Genomic DNA, 22,056 nt, shown 5'->3' with positions numbered 1-22,056 from the left:
TATAATGAAAATACAATAGCATATTTCCAAAGGGGAGTAGCGTCCAAGAATATATTCTTGGAAACAAAGTCGTCATTACGTAGAACTCAGTTCTTCCGGCTTTGTTGGCATTTTTATTACATATGTCTAGCAAGACCTTTGCCTATCAACGGCAGAGGTCTTTTTTGTATTCTTTTCCAATTCCTTCCGTCGTTGATAGGTTGGAGTATGGGGAAACTAAACAGTGGGGAAACCTCTTCACTTGTTTAGGATTTATACAATTGAGAGGAGAATGTACATGGATGTATCATTATTATTGGAGTATGGTTGGGTATTGCTTATCTTAATTGCACTAGAAGGAATTTTAGCAGCAGATAACGCTCTAGTCCTTGCCATTATGGTAAAACATTTACCAGAAGACAAACGAAAAAAAGCATTATTTTACGGATTAGCAGGAGCTTTCGTGTTCCGTTTTGGATCATTGTTTATGATCTCTTTCTTAGTCGACGTATGGCAAGTGCAAGCACTGGGGGCGATTTATTTAATGTTTATCGCTGGTAACCATTTATTCAAAACATATGTTAAAAAGAATACACATGAAGAAACTGAAGAGAAAGAAACAAAGAAAAAACAAGAAAACTTTTGGTGGACAGTATTTAAAGTTGAAGTTGCCGACATTGCGTTTGCCGTTGATTCTATTTTAGCAGCTGTTGCATTAGCGATGACTTTACCAAAAACAGGCCTTGGTACAATTGGTAGTCTTGATACAGGACAATTTCTTGTTATTTTTACAGGTGGGCTCATTGGTTTAATCATTATGCGATTTGCTGCATCTGCTTTCGTACAAATATTAAAACGTAAACCAGGGTTAGAAACTGCTGCATTCTTAATTGTTGGTTGGGTTGGTGTGAAACTAGCAGTTTATACGTTAGCACACCCTGCTTTAAATGTTATTCCACACAGTTTCCCAGAATCAGCACCATGGAAAATTGGATTTTGGATTGTACTAATTGGAATTGCAATGGGTGGTTGGTTCTTATCTAAAGATACAAGTGTCCAAAATACACAAAAGAATTTGGATGAAAAAGCGCTGTAACAACAGCGTTTTTTCATTTACCTGACACTAAATAGTCCCCCCTTCAAAAATAGATAGAGGATAACTAATCCATTTGCCATCCTTGAAAGATAACACCCAAATGATAGAAGTTTCATTTTATTACATAAAAAGTTGCCATTTCCCTCTATTTTTACAAACATATGATATGATACCACAATTTGTTAACGCTTTCATTCAGAAGGTATGTCCTTTTTGTGAAACATTGCACAAACTTATTGAAACTAAGAGTAAATACGTGTACCTTATTCATATGAGGAGTACTTATAGACAATGTACTAAAGGAGCGTATTATTATGCTAGAACAAGGATTAGCTTACGTTGTACAACTTGCGCAGAAAAAGAAACAAATGTTGGATGCAAATCCAATGCAATATTTCATTCGCGCTGCACTAGCTGGCATCTATATTGGTTTTACTATTGTACTATGTTTTAAATTAGGGAATTTCTTCAATGTTGTAAATTCACCCGCAACATATTTAGCATCTTCTATGTTTTTTGGAATTGCACTTATATTAATTATATATGGCGGAGCTGAATTATTTACAGGAAATACAATGTATTTTACAGTCGCAACTCTGCGAAAGGAAACAACAATTGGCGATACACTTCGTAATTGGATCGCTTGTTATGTAGGTAACTTAGCAGGTGCAGTATTTTTTGCATTGTTATTTTACGCAACTGGTATTTTCCAATCAATCAATCATGGACATTTAATGAGTACAGTCGTTGCAGTAAAAATGGGAACACCTACAATGCAATTATTTTTCAAAGCGATTTTATGTAACTGGCTCGTATGCCTTGCATGTTTCCTACCTTCTCAAGTAAAAGGAGATACAGCAAAAATACTTATTATGATGTTTCTTGTCTTTACTTTCTTCTTATCCGGTTATGAACATAGTATTGCAAACTTATCATTATTTGCACTATCTTTAGTATCACCACATCCTGATACAATTTCTTTCGCTGGTGCTATCCATAACTTAATTCCGGTTACAATTGGCAACATTATCGGCGGATCCGTATTCGTTGGTATGGTATATCATTATTTAACTCAAAAAAATCCAGAGCCTAAAGCGGCAGAAGATAACTTAGAAGCAGTTCAACAAGAAGAAATCATCCCTTTACAAGCACAGATGAAACACTAAAAAAGTTCCAAGGATCCCCTTGGAGCTTTTTAACTTCCAGTGCATTTCACCTGTATATTTGAGGAAATCTCTCTCGTTTCTTTTCCTTTATTTATCCGTTCTAACATGTACTGCATACCAATTGAATCATTTGTATGTAAATGAATTTCCTGTACATAAAGGCCTTCCGTACAAAAAACTTCTAAAAAATCCAAACCATTTTTCTGACGCCATCCCATATTATAATCGAGCGATATAATATCTACATCAGAATTGTGCAAAAAATTCAAAGCAGTTTCGACTGTTGTCGCTAAGACATAACCGAAGGGGCAAGGTCTTTGATCATCCATATACACTTTCATTTTCTACTTCTCCTTTATCCCGCTATTTGCGGACAGTAATACCTCCACTGATTACAGTTTCACTTTATTCCAGATATATCATAGCCAAATAACATATTGTTCCAAGTGCAATAAACGGTCCGAATGGCAATGGTTGTCTTGATGTAATACGCTTGAGTAACATACCAATTCCAAAGAAACAAAGACTCAAACTAGAGGCACAACAAAGCACAATAAAAATTGCTTTCGCCCCTATTATAAATCCAAGTAGCGAAAGTAATTTCACATCACCTCCTCCAAGTCCATTCGGAAATAGAATTTGAACGAGATATAACACAATAAATATCGTTCCTGCACCAATCAAGCCCTCCCACCAAGGAACGAGTGAAATAAAAATATGTTCTATTACAAATAAACAAGCAAAAGAGAATAAAATTACATCCGGGATTAACATATAGAACAAATCTGTCATTGTAATGATAATGAGTAAAGAAAGTAACGTCCATATAAGAATTAGTTCTTTATCCATTCCAATCACATACGTAAAAAAAAGAAATGCTCCCCCTGTTATCACCTCAAACAATGTATAAATAAAGGGTACTTTCATTTTACAATGAATGCAGCGACCTCTTTGTAAACAAAAAGAAATAATTGGAATAAGCTCTTTCGGCCTTAGCGTATGACGACAATAGTCACAATAAGAACGAGGAGCAATAATAGATTGTCCAATAGGAATGCGTACTGCTACAACCGTATAAAAAGAACCTAGCACCGTTCCTATTAAAAAAGCATATAAATAAAATATCACACCATCCTCTCCTTCCCCAAAAAAATATAGCAAAAAGAGAGCGACACTTCCATTTCGCATTATCTTTGTTCTAATAAAAAAGCAGGCCATTTCTTAGCCTGCTTTTCCCCATTTTACACTACAAAATAATATGCTTTTAATGGTCCATGTACACCTACAACAAGATTCATTTCAATATCAGCTGAGTTACTTGGACCTGTAATAAAGTTAATACAAGATGCAACTTCTTCTCCATTCTCTACACGCGTATTCATATCATGAACCGCTTGTGTAATACGTGGTACAATTGTTTCACGTGGAATGATTGCAAAATAAATCGTAGGCAAGAAGTGTAAAGAACGACCTTGTCCTTTATGACTTTGCACGACAATTGTACCGGATTCTGCTAATGTGTAATCACTAAAAGCAATACCAATATTTGCTTTTTCAGCCAAGCGAATATTTTCTTCTTTTTTCTCTGGATCCCAAGTGTTTACTTCAACATTTTCGTTCGGAAGTTCTATAGAAAATAGAGCATTCAAACCGTACGTATCAAAACGTTCGTCCCCCGATAATAAAATAGGTCCACCGCCGTTTTCAGTAATTACTTTTCGAACTACTGCACTCAGTTCATCCTTTGTTGTTTCAATTACAGTCGTATGAATGTTGGTACATTGTTTTTTGAATACTGCTAACAATTCTTCCTCTGAATAATCTTTCAACGTTTCTACGTTTACATTATTCTTCCATACTGGACGCTGTACTCCTTCTGTTTTACGCGCTCGCCCAAGTTCTTTCGCAATGTTGTCTAAAAAGGAATCACGGTTTTGAATTGTCCCTGTCATCAGTCATTCCCGCCTTTCTTATGATCTTTATACCAATCACGGAATCTTTCTTTACTTGGAGCTGGGAACTCGCGAATATCCGTCCAGTTTTTCAGCGGCCCTACACCTTTCGTTACACGATTACCAGACGTAAATGGACTCATAGCAGCCGGAGCAATTTTAGATCCCATTTTGTATAAAGATGCGGAAGACGCACCCATACTAAACATCTTCATTGCTAATTTTTCTGCAAGTGGCGCTCGCCCTTCTTTCTCAACAATGACTTGGCGATGTTTTAATAACAAGTCATGCAATGGAATTTTTACCGGACAAGCTTCTGTACACGCTCCGCATAAACTAGAAGCATACGGAAGCTCTTTATAATCATCATATCCACCTAAAAGTGGTGTTAATACTGCCCCAATTGGACCAGAATAGATGGATCCATAAGAGTGACCCCCAACATGACGATATACAGGACATACGTTTACACAAGCTGCACAGCGAATACATTGCAACACTTGACGGAATTCAGAACCTAAAATTGTAGAACGTCCATTATCAACAACAACTAAATGAAATTCTTCTGGTCCGTCTACTTCCTCTTCCTGAATCGGTCCTGCTACCGTTACATAACTTGTTAATTTTTGACCAACCGCACTGCGGCACAGTAAACCAACAAGAACATCTAGTTCTTCCATAGTTGGAACCATACGTTCCATACCCATTACCGCGATTTGTGTTTTGGGAATAGACATAACAAGGTCAGCATTTCCTTCGTTTGTTACTAGACAAAGAGAGCCTGTATTTGCAACTGCAAAGTTACATCCCGTTACCCCAATTTCAGCATCCATAAATTTTTCACGAAGTTGTTTACGAACAAACTTTGTCATTTCATATGGATCATCAGAATTTTCATACCCAAGCTTTTCTTTAAACACATCACGAATTTGCGTTCTGTTTTTATGAAGTGCTGGTGCAATGATATGAGATGGTGGATCGTTATCTACTTGTAAAATGTACTCACCTAAGTCACTCTCTAATACTTCACAGCCAATTTCTTCAAGTGCATGGTTCATGCTAATTTCTTCCGTTACCATCGACTTTGATTTTACAACTTTTTTTGCTTGCTTCTTCTTTGCTACCTCTTGAATATACTGTGCTGCTTCTTCTTTCGTTTTTGCAAAGAAAACATGCCCGCCTCTTTTAGATACATTTTCACTCAGTTGCATTAAATAGTAGTCTAAGTTTTCTAACGTATGCTGACGAATTTGTTCACCAAGTTCACGCCATTCTTCCCAGTTTCCTAATTCATCGGCTGCTTTTAAGCGATTTGTATATAAACGCGTTTGTGCAGAAGATACTGCCCCGCGCATAAATGAATCTTGAATTCCATCGCCAACGCGATCATTAAATTTTTTCTCACTGATTTTCATAGACATAGCTTATGTTCTCCCTTCATGAGCGACTATTCAATACCTCAGCAATATGCATTACTTTTACTTCTTTACCTAAGCGCTCAATACGTCCGCCAATGTTTAACAAACACCCACAGTCAGCACCAATTAAATAATCAGCACCTGTTTCCATCACACTATCCACTTTCTCATCTACCATTTGTTCAGAGATTGGTGTCATTTTAACTGAAAACGTTCCCCCAAAACCACAACAATTTTGTACGTTTGGTAGTTCTTTTACAGTTAGCCCTTTTACATTTGATAGTAAAATCCCTGGAGCTTCTTTTACTCCTAGCAAACGTGTCATATGACAAGATTTGTGAACAGTCGCTGTTCCTTCTAAGTGCGCACCAACATCTGTAACTTTTAACACATCAACAATAAATTGTGTTAATTCATATGTTTTATCTGCTACTTTTTGTGCACGAGGTGCCCATTTCGGATCATCTTTAAAAACGTGTGGATACTCATGAAACATTGTCGCACAAGAACCAGATGGTGTAACGATATATTCTGCATCTTCGAAAGTTTCAATCATATGCTTCATCGCTTCTTTTGCTGCTTCTACATGACCGCTGTTATATGCTGGTTGTCCACAGCAAACTTGAGCTTCTGGAAATTCAATTTCACACCCTAAATGCTCCAACAATTCAACCGTTGCTTTACCAACATTTGTTTCAAACATATCAACTAAGCAAGTAACAAACAAAGTAACTTTCATAATTATAATTCCCCCTCATTACAACTTCGCCAACAATCATATGGTCATCAGATGACTTAACAGAAAGAAGAAGCTAGGCATAATTGACCTACCTAAACCTCTCCCTAAAAAGAAAACGCTTACTCAATCTTTCTCTATTTTATCAGAAAAATGAAATTTTGAAAGACTAAATCACGAATTTATATCTTGTCTACCTGTGACAATATGCTCTACATTTGTTAAATGATTTAGCATTGCTTGCTGTGCAGATTCCACATCTTGTTTCAATACCGCATCATAAATAACTTGATGCTCTTCTAAAAGTCGTTCTGCTGTTGTTTGTTCACCATATAAAATAATGCGTCTCGACTCACCAATCGTCTCAGCAATCATTTCCGAAACATGATTCATAAGTTCGAGTAAGATGTTGTTATGTGAAGATTCTGCAATTCCCATATGAAAATGAAAGTCCGCTTTTTCACCAGCCCTTTCATTCCCCATGCTTTTTTCCATTTCATCTAACCAATGCTTCATATTTTTCAAATTATCTTCTGTACGTTTTACTGCTGCTGCCCGAACTGCCCCGACTTCAAGCACTTTTCGTACTTCCAATAAATCTAAAATATCTTCCTTCTTCATTAACAACATGTTATTTAAAGGTTTTGTCAATGCTGAAGAATCGAAGTTCTTCACATATGTTCCTTCCCCTTGTTTCATTTCAATTAACCCCATAGCTCGCAAGGCACTAAGCGCTTCACGAACTGCAGATCTGCCAACTTGAAACTGCTCGGCTAATTGATGAACAGGAAGAAGTTTGTCACCAGGTTTTAATGTACCATTTTTTATCATCGTTAAAATGGCTTCAGATACTTCTTCGTAAATTTTTTTCGGCTTAATAGATTTGTACTCCAGTTAAATCACCTCAGTATCATCCAAACAACAATTCAAACGATTTATAAGAACATAGCATCCATAACCATTTTAGAACGAATTAGTAAGAAGTACAAATGTTTTGTTCATAAAATAGCCAAATTTTTGTTATATAGAGGAAATTGATGGTTATTATACCCAGTAGCGGGTTGTAACTGGTATTTAATCTGGTATTATTCGCCTTCATTTCCTATTTCCCCCTCTATTCACGGATAGTAAGACCCCCACTTCAAAACGTGTTACGTTTAAGTGGGGAAATTGACAACTAAAACATACTTCCTTCTTCATTCGCAGGTAATTTTATAATAACCGTTGTTCCCTTTCCTTTTTCACTTTCGACTCGCCATTCTCCATCATGGATATGCACGATTTGTTTGACAATCGCAAGACCAAGACCTGTTCCACCATGCCTGCGACTTCGCCCTTTATCAACCCGATAGAAACGTTCGCCAAGCTGCTCTAAATGCTCAGCATCAATACCAATTCCCGTATCCTTTATTTTCAATTCACACTGCCTATCTTTTTTCTTCAATTGTATAGAAATGTTTCCATTTTGATTTGTATAACGAATAGCGTTGTCTAGCAAGTTATGAAGCACCTGTTGCATCCGATCCTCATCAATCGTTACAATAATATCTGGATCAAGATCCGTTGAAATATACAGCTCTTTTTCCATACATTTCAATTCGTACGTTTCTAATACATCTTCAATAAGCTGCGCAAATACAATCGGTTGTTTTTTTAATGGAAAATGGTCTCCTTCAAGTTGCGCCAAATCCAATAAATCATGAACAAGCCGTTGCATACGACCAGCTTCTCTATGAATGAGCTGTGTAAATTTTGATTGTTGCTGTCCCTTTGCAACTCCATCTAATATCGCTTCACTATACCCCTTAATATAACTTAGCGGCGTCCGCAGTTCATGAGAAACATTTGCTGAAAATTCCTTACGTTTGACATCTTCCATTTCTAATGAATTTGCCATTTTATTAAACGCTTTCCCTAAACGTCCTATTTCATCTTCCGACGAAATCGTAATACGCTCAGAAAAATCTCCTGTTGCCATATGATTTGCAACTCGTTCCATTTGTGAGAGCGGTTTTGTAATCGCAATAATAATTTTTCTACCAATCCATATTGTAAGTAAAATCATAACGAAAGCTAATGGAGCTAAAATAAGTCCCATATCATAGATTAAATCTTTAATACTCTTTAATGGAATATATGAGTACACAATCCCAACTAATTTCTTTTCTTCTAAAACAGGAATAACAACTCCCATAATATTACGCTCGAAATGTTCTTCATATCCAACCTTCGTAACGGTCTTTCCATCTAACAATGTTTGTCTATCACTCTCACTAATAAGGGAATGATGATGTACATCAAAAGGTATACAAGCACTTAAATCACGAGGATTACTAACGAAAAGTACATCCGCACTCGAGATACGATCAAATGCCTGAACTTTCTCTCCAAACGCTAACGTACCCTCGTCCTTTTTATATTGAGATACGAGCCTTTTCCCTTCCATTACTAACGAATCTTCAATGTTTTGAACATATAACTTTTCATATGAATATAAGGACACGAAATAAAGAAAAGAAACTGTCACACATACTGCACATACCACCGTAAGCCAAAGCTTTTGTACCATCGTAAACATGTTACACCTCAAATTTATAACCTACACCCCAAACTGTTTGAATGTAGTTTCCACTTTCTCCAAGTTTTAAACGCATCGTTTTCACATGTGTATCTACCGTTCTCGTACTTCCTGCGTAATCATATCCCCATACTTTTTCAAGTAATTGCTCACGACTAAACACTTGTCCACTATGCCCGCAAAGAAAATAAAGTAGATCAAACTCTTTTACAGTAAGAGAAATAGGCTCTCCGTCTATTTCAATTCGACGACTTTTTTCGTTAATTACGATTGGACCAAATTGAAGTTCTTCTTCTTGTTGTTCTTGCTTCGTATATCTTCTTAATACAGCTTCCATACGAGCAATGAGCTCACCTGGACTAAATGGCTTTACAATATAATCGTCCGCTCCCATCCGTAAACCATTAACGCGGTTCCATTCTTCTCCTTTTGCTGTTAAAAAAATAATTGGTACATCCGATGTTTTTCGAATTTCTTTACAGACTGAAATTCCATCCATCTGTGGCATCATAATATCTAAAATAACAAAATCGTAATGATCTGTATCAAGCATATGAAGCGCATCTTTTCCGTTCTCTGCTTCTCCCCATTCATATCCGAAATTATCTAAATACATGCCAACAAGCTGTCTCATATCACTTTCATCATCTACAAGTAATACTTTATGTTTGTTCATCTCTCTCTCCCTTCTCGCTGCGTAAGTTGAAACGGTCCCTTTCCAACCGCAATCGTTTGTTTCACTTTCATTTTCTGAATATCAATTACATACACTTCATTACTATCATAGCTAGCTACATAACCTTCTTTCCCACTTTTCAAAAAAGCAAATGGATTAGATCCTACCTCAAGAGCTCCTACTTCTTGATATGTTCGCGCATCAAATTTTCTTAATGTATTCGATCCATGACTTAATGCATACACGAATTTTTCATCTCCCGCAAGACTAACTGGCATAAATGGTGCATGTAAAGAGCGAACCATCTGTCCATCTGCTAAAGAATAAACCAATACTTTCTCATTCACTTGCTTCCCATCTCCATGTCCACCAATCCATATTTCCTTTCCATCAGCGCTGACCATTGCCCCTGTTGATGCTGGTGGTACCATAAATGAATGCACAACTTTCTTTTGGTCTAAGTCAATTGTTGATAACTGTGTATCATAAAAATTTAATACATGTAATTGTTTATCATTCTGCACCATTGTTAGCGGGCCTTTCCCTACCGAAACACTCTCTGTCTCTTTTCCATTTATTGTAAAGAATCGTACTTTTTGTTCATTTTGATCAGCCATAAATAATTGTTTTCCATCATTTGATACGATGACATTCGTAATTCCTTTTCCCGTTTTCCATTTGTTCACTTCGTTTCCTTCTGTTAACGAGTATATATATGCATATTCTAACTGCTTACCATATACAAGCATGTCTTCCCCACTTGGCAGCAGCACGATTCCTGTAATAGGTTCTTTTAATTCCCATGTTGTTAATGTCTTTTTCGACTTTTCATCAATAAAACTAACGCTACCTTCTTTAATATTTGTTGTTATGATGATACTTTTATTTTTAGCAATCGGTGTATATGAATTCCCCTGACATCCTGCTAACAGAAACAAAAAACATAGCAGAAAAAAGTATTTCTTCAAAAGATTCCCTCCATCTTTAGATGATTTCGTTATAATTGTAAAATAGCAAATATTTGTGAGGAAAGTGTGAAATCTTCCTAGTCTTAATAAAACTACATATATAATGTACAACAAATAGAAATAGAGGTGTGCAAATTATGCTTTTTCCCGATTTAGCAAACAAAATTGTCCGTGAAGTTCGAAGGCTAATTACTGAAAATATTATAATTATTGATATACAAGGCACAATTATCGCTAGCACAAATCCAGCACGAATTGGACAATTTCATGAAGGCGCCCTTCGCTGTGCGAAAGAAAAGAAAACTGTCATCATTACAAAAGAAGATGAACGATATTTACAAGGGGTAAAAGCAGGAATGAATCTGCCTCTCCTTTTCCATGATGAAGTAATTGGCGTTATTGGCATTACAGGTGAACCCGAAAACATTTCACAATACGGGGAAATATTACGAAAAATGACCGAATTATTAATTCATGAAAATTATTTTTTAGAACAACTAGAACTCGAGCAACGTTCCTATGAAGCTTTTGTTTTTGATTGGTTGCAAAGCAATGATTGGTCTCCTAGTTTTCTCGACCGTGCGAAAACACTCGGTATCGATTTACATAAGAAAAAACAACTTATTTTATTTTCATTTGATCAAGATGATACAATGCTACAACGGAAAATTTGGCAGCATATTCGTAACTTGTTAGCTAAAGAAGAACTATTTGTACGCTGGGGAAATGACCGTTTTATATTATTTACAACAATGGAAGCAAAGAAAAGAACTTTTCAATTTTTAAAGAGATTGAAACACGATTGTGAATCTTTATTTCCGATTATACTATATATTGGTATTGGACAAACAGTAATGCCAAATGAAATGCATGTATCATACGAACAAGCATTGCGTGCGCTTTCGGTTGCCTTTAAAACAAAAGGCATTATATTTAATGAAGATTTACGTTTAGAAATGTGTTTACAAGATATTACCGCTAACACTCGTGAAGAATTTCTTCAACGCACCATTTATCACTTGCTACCTGCAACTGAACTCATGCAAACACTACGCTTATTTATCGATCATAATCAATCCTATAAACAAACAGCAGAACTGTTACACATTCATATTAATACATTACATTACAGACTTAAAAAAATAGAAGATTATACAGGACTTGACCCAAAACAATTTAAAGATTTAATTATTTTATACTTTGCACTTCTTTTATTAGATAATCATACAAAAAAAGACAGCAAAAACAATTAATCTTCAGTTGATTATACATAGAAAGAAATCCCCTACTTTTTTATGATTATAATGAAAACACTGTTACAACGTGTATATTCTTATTTTCATCATTCAGTAAATAGTCACTGAATGATGAAATGAGTCAAACTCTTATGAATAGGATAAACAAGTTAACAGTTTGAGGGGGATTTTCTAATGTTAGAACAACATATTATTGATTCATTCGTATCCATTGTTGGCAAAGATAATGTAGATACGTCCAACATGGGACGTTTAACCTATAGCTACGATGCAACTCCAAATTTCCAAGCGATGCCCGATGCGGTTGTCGCACCACGCAACACGAACGAAGTAGCTGAAATATTAAAAGTATGTAACAATCATAAAGTTCCAGTTTACGTACGAGGCTCTGGAACAAACCTTTGCGCAGGAACATGTCCACTTGAAGGCGGAGTTGTTCTTATCTTCCGCCATATGAATCATATTTTAGAAATAGATGAAGAAAACTTAACAATTACCGTGCAAGCTGGTGTCATTACACTTGATATTATTAAAGCAGTGGAAGAAAAAGGGCTATTTTATCCACCAGATCCAAGCTCTATGAAGATTTCTACAATCGGTGGGAATATCAATGAAAATTCCGGTGGCTTACGGGGTTTAAAATACGGTGTAACACGAGATTATGTTATGGGCCTTGAGATTGTCTTGCCAAATGGTGATATCATTCGCACCGGTGGTAAATTAGCAAAAGATGTAGCTGGCTATGATTTAACTCGCCTATTCATCGGCTCTGAAGGCACACTTGGTGTTGTAACAGAAGCCATTTTAAAACTTGTTCCAATGCCTGAAACAAAGAAAACAATGCTTGCATTATATCAAGACATCAATGAAGCCGCTCGTGCTGTATCAGCAATTATTGCCAATAAAATTATTCCAGCAACACTTGAATTTTTAGATCAACCAACAATTGAAGTGGTAGAAGAATTTGCACAGATTGGTTTACCAACAGATGTAAAAGCAATTCTCCTAATCGAACAAGATGGCTCTCCTGAAGTTGTGAACCGCGATATTGAAAAAATGGCTGAAGTTTGCCGTTCTATGCATGCGGTTGATGTTCGTATTGCAAAGGATGAAACAGAAGCAGATGCACTCCGTACAGCGCGTCGCAGTGCGCTCTCTGCTCTAGCAAGACTGAAACCTACCACAATTTTAGAAGATGCTACTGTACCACGTTCTCAAATTGCTCCTATGGTTGAAGCAATTAATGCCATCGCTAAAAAATATGATATTTCTATTTGTACATTTGGGCATGCTGGTGATGGAAACTTACATCCAACATGTATGACCGATGCTCGTAATGCTGAAGAAATGCACCGTGCTGAACAAGCCTTTGCAGAAATTTTCGAAAAGGCAATTGAACTTGGTGGTACCATTACAGGTGAACATGGCGTTGGTGCCATGAAAGCTCCTTATTTAGAGTTGAAATTAGGAAAAGAAGGCATCGCTGCTATGAAAGGTATTAAGCAAGCTTTCGATCCACATAACATTATGAATCCTGGAAAAATGTTTGCCAAGGACTCTCGTAAAAGAGTGGTGGTAGAAAGATGACAACATTAAATAAGGGACAGATTCAAAAAGCATTTAAAGAACGCCTGAATGAAGATGAATTATTAAACTGTATGCGATGTGGATTTTGTTTACCAACTTGTCCTACCTATATTCAATCTGGATATAAAGAGTCTCATTCCCCGCGCGGTCGTATCGCTTTAATGAAGGGCGTTGTCGATGGATTAATTGAGCCGGATGAAGATATTGAAAATACATTAAATGTTTGCCTTGGGTGCCGCGCTTGTGAACCTGTTTGCCCATCTGGCGTAAATTACGGACATTTATTAGAAGAAGCACGCGATATTATGAATCAAAATAAAAAGTTCTCAATGCCCGTCAAAGCTGTTCGCAAAATTGTATTCGAAGGCTTATTCCCTCACCAAAATCGCATGCGAACATTAACAGGACTAATCGGTTTTTATCAACGCTCTGGCTTACAAACGTTAACACATAAAACAGGCATTATGAAGTTGTTCCCAGAAACACTCGCAACAATGGATCTCGTCTTACCAAAAGTACCTAAGATGAAAGAAATGAAAAATCGCCCTGAATTTTTACCAGCTGAAACAACAAAGAAAAAACGTGTTGCTTTCTTTACTGGCTGTTTAATGGATACAATGTTTTTGGAAACAAACAACGCTACGATGAAACTCCTTCAACTTGCTGGCTGTGATGTTGTGATTCCAAAAGAACAAAATTGCTGCGGAGCACTACATGGTCATGCCGGAGAAAAAAGTGGCGCAAAAGAGCTTGCAAAACGAAACATCCAAGCCTTTGAAGATTTAAAAATTGATTATATTATTACAAACGCCGGTGGTTGTGGCGCGTATCTCGTAGATTATGACTACTTATTAAAAGATGATCCAAAATGGGCAGAACGCGCAAAACAATTTGTTACGAAAATAAAAGATATCACTGCTATTTTAGTAGAATTAGATTTTCATAAACGAACTGATTTACGCCTTCCTCCGCAAATTATTACGTATCAAGACTCTTGTCACTTGCGTAATGTCATGCGGACATCTTCTCAACCTCGTATGCTCTTACAAGCAATTCAAGGTGTGACATATCGTGAAATGAAAGAAGCGGATCGTTGCTGTGGTTCTGCTGGTATTTATAATATTGTACATTCGGAATTATCCATGGAATTTTTAGATTACAAAATGGAACGTGTTCATGAAACCGATGCAACAATAATTGTCACTGCAAATCCAGGGTGCTTACTACAAATGAAACTCGGCATTGAACGTGAAAAGCTTTCTCATAAAATGAGAGGTATTCATATTGTAGATTTATTATTAGAAGCAATTGAATCAAACTTGTAATATATGTAACAATGTGAAAACGGCTATCTCTTTCTTCTATGTAAAGAGATAGCCGCTTTTTTATTCGCTACAAGATTAAAAATATGTTACCGTCTATAAAAAAAGAACAACAAAAAGATTACAACTTCGTAAAAAAGCATCCATTATATTCCTCAAAAAAGTGGTAAAACCCTTGATGTGAATGGTTTTCATCTTTCCTAAATAGGTAATTTCACCCAAAATATCACCTTTATAAGCAAGGCAAAAAATGCTGAAATTTCCTTTTACAATCTAGTTTTCTCGCATTTCATCTCTTATTTAAATCTAGGATAAAATAGGTAATTTTATAGTCTATGTATTTTTTTCCATCTTTTTTCCGGCAATTTGTATGCTACGATGAATTTGTCAGTCGGACAGGCTGTCAAAAATAAATCTGTGTGAGAACAGTTAAAAAACTTTTACATAGGGGGACACATATCATGAAAAAGCGTGTTTTATTATCTGTAGCAGCAGCAACTGCATTTACATTCGGAGCATCTACTCTTAGTGCCGAGGCAGCAACGGTACAATCATCCACAATAAAGGTTCAGAATATTCAACATTCCAAAGTCTTTATGCAACATATGAATCAACAAGAATTACAAAAATACTTACAATCTATGGGAATTAACTCTCTAGCACAATGGAATCAAGTAAAATTCCAACAAGGGAACTGCTTCATTCCTGGTCAGCAACCAAACGTACCTACTACACCAGAGGTTACTAAACCAGAAACTACTAAACCGGTAGAACAAAAACCGGCTGAAGAAACAGCAAAACCAGAGGCTCAAAAGCCGGCTGAAAACAACAACAACAACAACAACAACAATACTAATAACAATACTAATAACAATGAAGCACAAAAACCGGCTGAAAATAAGCCAGCTGAAGAAGCAAAAGGCTCTTTAAGCGAATTTGAACAACGCGTTGTTGAATTAACAAATGCTGAGCGTGCAAAACAAGGCTTACCAGCATTAAAAGTTGACGCTGAATTAAGTAAAGTTGCACGTGCTAAATCTGAAGATATGCAAAAAAATAACTACTTCGATCATAATAGCCCAACATACGGATCTCCATTCGATATGATGAAGAAGTTCGGTATTTCTTATAAATCTGCAGGTGAAAACATCGCACAAGGCCAACGTACACCAGAAGAAGTTGTACAAGCTTGGATGAATAGTGAAGGTCACCGTGCAAATATTTTAAATAGCGGTTACACTCACATCGGTGTTGGTTATGTTGAAAGTGGAAACTACTGGACACAACAATTTATTACGAAGTAAGTATATGAATTAAAACCTTTCTTTTTAGAGGGAGAGAGAGGATCTGGCCGCACATAGAAGCGGTCAGATCCTTTTTCTGTCCCATGCCATGTGAAACCAAAAGGAGACAATGGGTGCAGGTCTCCTTTTGGTCTTCATAGCCGCGACTTATATATTGGAAAATCAAAATGGATTTATATATATAAGGAGTCTCCTATTATAGAAGACTCCTTTTTCCCTCTATTCGCGAGCAGTAAGACCCCCACCTCAAAATTCAGCGAAAACAAGACGTTAGGTTTTGGGATCAACTGCCCGGAAAAGCCCGATTGGTGAGGGCCGATAATCAGCGGAGGGGGATAAAGAAGCTCCCACTGATTAAAGTTTTACTTTATGTTTCATAATTTTCTAGTATATATGAATACAAAATACAACACATAAAAGCAATAGACCCACAGCTAATCACACCGATTAGTAGATACAATCCCCATTGTAGTTTCAAAAACAAACAAATTAATATGATAAGCGACATGTATTGAAAAATACGCTGACTAAACAAACGTATTTTCTGTAACACAATCGGCTCCTCTTCTTTTTTTCTTCCTTTTTTAAATCCTTTACTAACCATAAAAAGAAACGCGCTAATCCCTATTATAAGACCCGTTTGAAATGGTATATCTATTCCAGTGCCAATAGCAAGAATAAACATATGAATAAATAATAAAAATAGCGATACATTCTCTTTAAATCTCATCACAATATAGTGGTCATTCTCATTAAACTTATATACGTAACGTGAGATTATATACAACAGACCATGAAAAAAAACAATAAGATAAGGAATAAATAATACCACCACTTGCTTCCTCGCATATTCATTTGGTTCACCATTCTGATTCCAGTGCACCGCTAGATAATTCGGTAAATTTGGATATAGAAACAACGTAAATAGAAGGCCAGCAAAAAATATACCCATAATATATTTATATCTTACCAAGTAATCTTCACCTCTCTTTTCTATTTACGGCTTCGATTTTCACAAAAAATTTCCTGCAAAAAATATCTTTCTCAACTAAACAGAAAAACTTTACTTGTTCGACGTTTGGAAAGATTTCATGATGTTATTTAAATAGCTAGGAAGTGGAACCTCTACTGTTATCTCTTCTTTTGTAATTGGATGTAAAAATGCAATCCGCATAGCATGTAAGGCTTGACTTGACATATATGTGGATTGTCCACCATATAACGTATCACCAATTAGTGGATGACCACTATGACTCATATGAACGCGAATTTGATGTGTTTTTCCTGTCTCTAATTGTAACGTTACAAGCGTTACATCTTGATGCTTAAAATATTTCTCTACCCGATAATGCGTTACCGCTTGATCGCCTTTTAAAGAAACTCGGCGTCTTGTTGCATGATGTCGATCTCTTCCAATCGCTGCGTCAATTATCCCTTGCTTCTTTTTTACTTTCCCTTCCACCAATGCCAAATACGTTCTTTTAATGTTACGCTCCATTAATAACCGATCCATAATAGCACCAGCTATCCCATGCTTTGCAAATACAACGCCACCCGTTGTATCTTTATCTAATCGATGAATATGCCGTACTTTCGTCTCCACACCTTGCATTTGTAAATGAAAAGCAACAAGGTTTGCAAGTGTTCCTGTTCCACCTTTGCTAGAAGGATGCGTATCCATATGCGCAGGTTTATTTACAATTAATACGTGATCGTCTTCAAATATCACTTCTAAATCACCGAACTCCGGCTGGACACCATATTCTTCCTGGATAAACATATGAACTTGCAATTTATCTCCTTCTGCTAAAGGTTCACTCCATCGTTTTCGTTCTCCATTGACGATGATACCTTTTTCCATACGAAGTTGATGTAATAGTTTTTTTGGGACGCCCCATTCTTCTTTTAACAAAGAATCAATGCTGATACCGCTCCATTTAGCAGGAACCGTAATTTCGCACCATTCTCCCTTTCGTTTCATTTCCATGCTTTATCCACCTTATTTCTATTGATTCTACTATTGTAACGGAAAATGATTCATTATGCATTGTTTAAAGCAAAAGACAGTCTATTGCATAGACTGCCCTCTAAGCACGTAATTTCTTCATTTCTCGTAACATTTGTTCTGCTTTTTGCTCATAAGATAAATCTTTAAAAAAATCTGCTAATCGCTTGTAGTCATTGTAAGCATCTAATAAATCATCTATCGTTTCTTCCTGAGAAACTTTTGGCTTCGATTTCATTTTCACCGGGTACCGATAACCGGACATCTCATGTATTTTATAATATTCTTCCTCCACTTGAATTACTTTCACAAGTTCCTCTTCTTCAGCATCCATTGTGTACCCATCAAATTCCCTCAGTAATTCATAAATAATATGAGTCCATTCATCTTTTGGGTAAAACCCTTTTTCTAGTCTATAGCCGACAATGCGATACATGTGCCCATCATTTTCTGCAAACTGTACAGTATCATTTAACTTAAATTTAAAATAGCGAAACATTGTCTTCACCTGCTTTTATATGTATTGTTCTTACCACATACTATTTGCAAAAAGAGGGTAATGCTATTCATAAAAAAAAAGCGCTCATCCTATAAGAGAAACTGCTAAAAAACTTTTCTTTTTGGGTGAGAGAGGAAATGAGAGAAGAACCACTTTTGTGTTCATATCTACGATTGATATGTCAGTAAATCAAAATGAATATATATGGAAAGAATGGCGGATCAAAAAAGACCACTGAAAAACTTCCGTTTTTCAGTGGTCTCTCTACAAGATGAGCGCTTTTTTAATCCGATGATTTTACTTTTTTCTTTCGGAACGGCAGCCACCAGTTCCAATCTCCGAACATTTTCATTAAACTTGGTACAAGCATAAGTCGAATTATTGTTGCATCAAGAAAAATAGCAAGTGCCACACCGAGTCCCATTTGCTTTACTGGTAAAATATCAGTAAATGCAAATGCTCCTGTTACAACAATCATAATGAGAGCAGCTGATGTAATGATACGACTCGTTGATACAAGTCCTTCTAACGTTGCCGTATCATTATCTCCTGTCTCTTCATACAATTCATGAATACGAGAAATAAGAAATACTTCATAATCCATACTTAAACCGAACACAAGGCCGAATATAAAGATTGGTAACACGAATAAAACTGAACTTTCTTCCAATCCAAAATGCCCACCTTCAAATAGCCAAATCACAATACCAATGGTTGCGCTTAAACTAAGTACATTCATCACAATGGCCTTAATTGGAATAAGTATAGATCGGAATGCAAAGAGCAAAATAAAGAAAGTGGAACCGAAAATGACAGACATCCCAACCACAACTTTATCTTTAATTTCATCCTCTAACTCTTGTTGAAATGTTGTCATACCACCTAAATAATACGTAATACTGTCATCTTTATACGTGTCTTTAAAATCACGAACCCATTGCTTCGCAGTTTCCGTTCTCGGCTTTGTATCCAAGGAAATTTGAAGAGTTGTTTTATTTCCTTTTGTATATGCTTCCAGTATAGGTTCCACTTGCGTACGCTGTGGGGATTGTAACAATGTAGCAAGCTGTTCAGGTTTCATACCGTTTAGTTCGTCATATAGACCTTTTACTTTATATACACGCTTATCTTTTTTCAGTTTTTGAATAACATCTTCTAACTTCTGTAAATTTTCTTTCTCTATGACATTACTTTTCATCTCTAGTACTAGTGTAACATCAGCATGTGTTTTTACAATTTTGTTAAATGACTCTTCATACCTTTCATATGCAATTCGTGTATCACTTTTCTCTGGCAATGCTTCTACACCAGGAAATTGCAGATTAGCAGTACGGAGCGGCAACAAACAGACAATAATAAACAATGTAACAACGATAATCATCATAATAGGATGCTTCATAACAAATTGAGCGAACTTACGCCACATATTTGAAGTGCGAGGTGCAGTTTGATCCCTTTTCAAGATTCGCTTCCCTATTAACGATAACAATGCCGGAAGAAGTGTAAGTGAAAATAACATACTCATTACAACAACAATCATCCCGCTAATCGCAACAGACTGAATATAATCAATTTCAAAGAAAAACAAACCGGATAAACCAACAAAAACACATAACCCTGAAAATACAATAGCACGCCCCGCTGTTTGATATGTGACAGCTATCGCCTCTTTTACTGTCCGATATGCCACTTCCTCTCGAAACCGATTCACAAACAGCAATGCAAAGTCAATTGATAGCGCAAGCCCAATCATAGGTGCAACATTTAATACAAAAATAGATAACTCTTTATCTACACCAATAAAATATAAAATGCCCATTGTACTAATAACACTCAGGGCCCCATTTAAAATCGGCAAGATGGAAGCAAGCAAGCTACCGAATGAAAATAGTAGTACAAGAAAGGCAATTGGCAATCCGATCATTTCTGCTACTTTCAAATCATTTTGTGTCCGCTCATTAATTTCTTCATTAATCTTTGGAAAACCTGTTGGTGATACTTTCAAAGTATCGTTACTTTCCTTTTCTATTTCTTTTGCAAATTGTAATGTCTTTTCATTCCGTTCTTTACTTGTTTTCCCGGAAAATAAAATTGTCGCATACGCAATATCGTCTTGTAACATTTCTTTATTTTCTAATGGATGATGGAATGAATCATACGTTTCTTTCGTTTGAATTCTTGTTGTAATGTCTTCGATTCTTTTTTGAAAATCCTCTTTTGAAATTCCTTTGTTCTTCTGGAAAACAAGAAGGAGCGTATCTTGAGACTGTTTAAAATCTTTATCTAAAATTGCTTTTGTCGTTTGATAGTCTCCTTTTGTTTGGAAACCATCGCCCCCTAATACCCCTGGAAGTTTTGGTGCGAAAATGCCGAGTGCTATCGCTAACACAACTAATGTAATTATGACTGTATAGCGAAGTTGATAAAGAAAACTACCGAAATTCCCCCATTTATCTATTTTATGTACATTTGTCTTCACACATCTTCACCTACTTTATATAATTAGTGAATCTTTCTATATAAATCCATTTTAATTTTTCGACATATAAGTTGCTGCGACGAAGAACAAAAAGTGACCGCTACTTGTTTTCTCTTTCTGTTTTCATTTGGCATGGGGCTGAAAAAGGATCTGACCGCTTCTATCCACGGACGGATCTTCTCTTCCACCTAAAAAATGGTTTATGTCGGTTTTTTCATTTGGATTTATATATATTTTAGCACATATTACCATAATCAATTAGAGAATTTGGTATGAAAAAAAACGTCCGAAAAACCCAGTAATCTGAGCCTTTTCGGACGTGTCTCATCTCTCTTGATTCGTTCCAAATCGCTCCGAAAATAAGCGATGAAAATAAATAGCGATAATTAATGCCATACCACTTAAACAATAGCCAGCTAAAATATCAGTCGGATAATGTACAGATAAAATAATCCTACTTAATCCAATCCATATGATTAGCAATGCCATCGCAATCGTAATAACAACTTTCCCAGCCACATTTTTTACGTTTGCAGCAATGATATAAGCAAGAAATCCATACGTAATCATTGATAGCATAGCATGGCCGCTCGGAAAACTATATCCAAGGGCATCAAGCGCTTCATTTAAGCTCGGACGATCTCTTTTCATCATTTCTTTTATTCCTTTATTCACAAGATGTGTCATTAACACGGCCGTAGGATACACAATCATCGCGGCATAGTAACGTTTCTTCCAAAACACGAACAGACTAAGAATAAGCGTGCTTATAATCCCAATTGCAGATCCCATTTTTGTAAAATATGTAAAAAACACAAGTGAACTTTCTGTTTGTAATCCTCTTACAAGATCTTTCACATATATATCAAGTGTTGTTACACCATCTGCTTGTACTCTCCAAGCAATGAGAGCAAATGCAGCAAACAACAAGAGAATACAAGCAAGCCCATATCGATGTAATTTTCGTTTCAAATTTTTCCTCCTATTATGAAAAAATGCGGTTCCTATTTAGAAACCGCATTTTATTATATATCC

General features: G+C 36.2%; 20 protein-coding genes and 1 riboswitch. Of the genes, 6 read left to right on the top strand and 14 right to left on the bottom strand.

All coding sequences use genetic code 11. From position 1 onward, the window contains the following. The first annotated feature begins 19 nt into the window (after window positions 1–19). Window positions 20–186: riboswitch (yybP-ykoY riboswitch) on the top strand. A 91-nt stretch (window positions 187–277) separates the two neighbouring features. Next, complete coding sequence (locus BPMYX0001_RS05975; RefSeq protein ID WP_006094089.1) at window positions 278–1,075, top strand: TerC family protein; 798 nt, start codon at window positions 278–280, stop codon at window positions 1,073–1,075. Between the two features lie 314 nt (window positions 1,076–1,389). Continuing rightward, window positions 1,390–2,241, top strand: coding sequence for a formate/nitrite transporter family protein (locus tag BPMYX0001_RS05970; protein WP_006094088.1), 852 nt, complete (start codon window positions 1,390–1,392; stop codon window positions 2,239–2,241). Window positions 2,242–2,270: 29 nt separating this feature from the next. On the opposite strand, the gene BPMYX0001_RS05965 is transcribed toward BPMYX0001_RS05970, so the two are convergent. From BPMYX0001_RS05965 to BPMYX0001_RS05925, 9 genes are all read right to left on the bottom strand, one after another. Further along, entirely contained in the window at window positions 2,271–2,582 is a 312-nt protein-coding gene (locus BPMYX0001_RS05965) for a cyclic-phosphate processing receiver domain-containing protein (RefSeq protein ID WP_033794431.1), read from the bottom strand. A gap of 64 nt (window positions 2,583–2,646) precedes the next feature. Next, on the bottom strand, window positions 2,647–3,429 hold the full coding sequence (locus BPMYX0001_RS05960; RefSeq protein WP_006094087.1) for a prepilin peptidase: 783 nt from the start codon (window positions 3,427–3,429) through the stop codon (window positions 2,647–2,649). 53 nt (window positions 3,430–3,482) lie between these two features. Further along, window positions 3,483–4,193 (bottom strand): LutC/YkgG family protein, encoded by a 711-nt coding sequence (locus BPMYX0001_RS05955; protein ID WP_006094086.1) that lies wholly within the window; start codon window positions 4,191–4,193, stop codon window positions 3,483–3,485. Continuing rightward, on the bottom strand, window positions 4,193–5,614 hold the full coding sequence (locus tag BPMYX0001_RS05950) for a LutB/LldF family L-lactate oxidation iron-sulfur protein (protein ID WP_006094085.1): 1,422 nt from the start codon (window positions 5,612–5,614) through the stop codon (window positions 4,193–4,195). The genes BPMYX0001_RS05955 and BPMYX0001_RS05950 overlap by 1 nt, the downstream gene beginning before the upstream one ends. Before the next feature lie 16 nt (window positions 5,615–5,630). Further along, window positions 5,631–6,350, bottom strand: coding sequence for a (Fe-S)-binding protein (locus tag BPMYX0001_RS05945; RefSeq protein WP_003206400.1), 720 nt, complete (start codon window positions 6,348–6,350; stop codon window positions 5,631–5,633). 171 nt (window positions 6,351–6,521) lie between these two features. Further along, window positions 6,522–7,211, bottom strand: coding sequence for a FadR/GntR family transcriptional regulator (locus tag BPMYX0001_RS05940; protein ID WP_255258758.1), 690 nt, complete (start codon window positions 7,209–7,211; stop codon window positions 6,522–6,524). A gap of 313 nt (window positions 7,212–7,524) precedes the next feature. Next, window positions 7,525–8,925, bottom strand: coding sequence for a sensor histidine kinase (locus tag BPMYX0001_RS05935; protein ID WP_003206404.1), 1,401 nt, complete (start codon window positions 8,923–8,925; stop codon window positions 7,525–7,527). 1 nt (window position 8,926) lies between these two features. After that, on the bottom strand, window positions 8,927–9,601 hold the full coding sequence (locus tag BPMYX0001_RS05930; RefSeq protein ID WP_018781063.1) for a response regulator transcription factor: 675 nt from the start codon (window positions 9,599–9,601) through the stop codon (window positions 8,927–8,929). Beyond that, window positions 9,598–10,569, bottom strand: a complete 972-nt coding sequence (locus tag BPMYX0001_RS05925) for a YncE family protein (protein WP_033798751.1) — start codon at window positions 10,567–10,569, stop codon at window positions 9,598–9,600. Before BPMYX0001_RS05925 ends, BPMYX0001_RS05930 begins: the two co-directional genes overlap by 4 nt. A 137-nt stretch (window positions 10,570–10,706) precedes the next feature. Between BPMYX0001_RS05925 and BPMYX0001_RS05920 the strand changes: the two genes are divergently transcribed. The 4 genes from BPMYX0001_RS05920 to BPMYX0001_RS05905 all read left to right on the top strand — a co-directional run bounded on the left by BPMYX0001_RS05920 (window position 10,707) and on the right by BPMYX0001_RS05905 (window position 16,038). Beyond that, window positions 10,707–11,822, top strand: coding sequence for a CdaR family transcriptional regulator (locus BPMYX0001_RS05920; RefSeq protein ID WP_006094082.1), 1,116 nt, complete (start codon window positions 10,707–10,709; stop codon window positions 11,820–11,822). Between the two features lie 177 nt (window positions 11,823–11,999). Then, window positions 12,000–13,412: a glycolate oxidase subunit GlcD gene (gene glcD, locus BPMYX0001_RS05915; RefSeq protein ID WP_006094081.1), complete on the top strand. Its 1,413-nt coding sequence runs from the start codon at window positions 12,000–12,002 to the stop codon at window positions 13,410–13,412. Next, window positions 13,409–14,737 (top strand): (Fe-S)-binding protein, encoded by a 1,329-nt coding sequence (locus BPMYX0001_RS05910; protein ID WP_033798750.1) that lies wholly within the window; start codon window positions 13,409–13,411, stop codon window positions 14,735–14,737. Before glcD ends, BPMYX0001_RS05910 begins: the two co-directional genes overlap by 4 nt. A gap of 458 nt (window positions 14,738–15,195) precedes the next feature. Beyond that, window positions 15,196–16,038, top strand: coding sequence for a CAP domain-containing protein (locus BPMYX0001_RS05905; protein WP_006094079.1), 843 nt, complete (start codon window positions 15,196–15,198; stop codon window positions 16,036–16,038). A gap of 367 nt (window positions 16,039–16,405) precedes the next feature. Here the strand turns inward: BPMYX0001_RS05905 and BPMYX0001_RS05900 are convergent, their stop codons facing one another. From BPMYX0001_RS05900 to BPMYX0001_RS05880, 5 genes are all read right to left on the bottom strand, one after another. Further along, entirely contained in the window at window positions 16,406–17,011 is a 606-nt protein-coding gene (locus BPMYX0001_RS05900; RefSeq protein WP_018764147.1) for a DUF1648 domain-containing protein, read from the bottom strand. Window positions 17,012–17,101: 90 nt separating this feature from the next. After that, window positions 17,102–18,025 carry an RluA family pseudouridine synthase gene (locus BPMYX0001_RS05895; protein WP_003196042.1) on the bottom strand — a complete coding sequence of 308 codons (924 nt, stop codon included), beginning with the start codon at window positions 18,023–18,025 and terminating at the stop codon, window positions 17,102–17,104. 100 nt (window positions 18,026–18,125) lie between these two features. Further along, the gene (locus BPMYX0001_RS05890) at window positions 18,126–18,542 is read right to left on the bottom strand and encodes a hypothetical protein (RefSeq protein ID WP_003206419.1); all 417 of its coding nucleotides are present in this window, start codon (window positions 18,540–18,542) and stop codon (window positions 18,126–18,128) included. 283 nt (window positions 18,543–18,825) lie between these two features. Next, on the bottom strand, window positions 18,826–21,021 hold the full coding sequence (locus BPMYX0001_RS05885; RefSeq protein ID WP_006094078.1) for an MMPL family transporter: 2,196 nt from the start codon (window positions 21,019–21,021) through the stop codon (window positions 18,826–18,828). A gap of 324 nt (window positions 21,022–21,345) precedes the next feature. Then, window positions 21,346–21,993 carry a phosphatase PAP2 family protein gene (locus BPMYX0001_RS05880; protein ID WP_006094077.1) on the bottom strand — a complete coding sequence of 216 codons (648 nt, stop codon included), beginning with the start codon at window positions 21,991–21,993 and terminating at the stop codon, window positions 21,346–21,348. Window positions 21,994–22,056 lie beyond the last annotated feature (63 nt).

Source organism: Bacillus pseudomycoides DSM 12442 (assembly GCF_000161455.1).
Classification (GTDB): Bacteria; Bacillota; Bacilli; order Bacillales; family Bacillaceae_G; genus Bacillus_A; species Bacillus_A pseudomycoides.
This window is presented reverse-complemented; position numbering and strand designations above follow the sequence as displayed.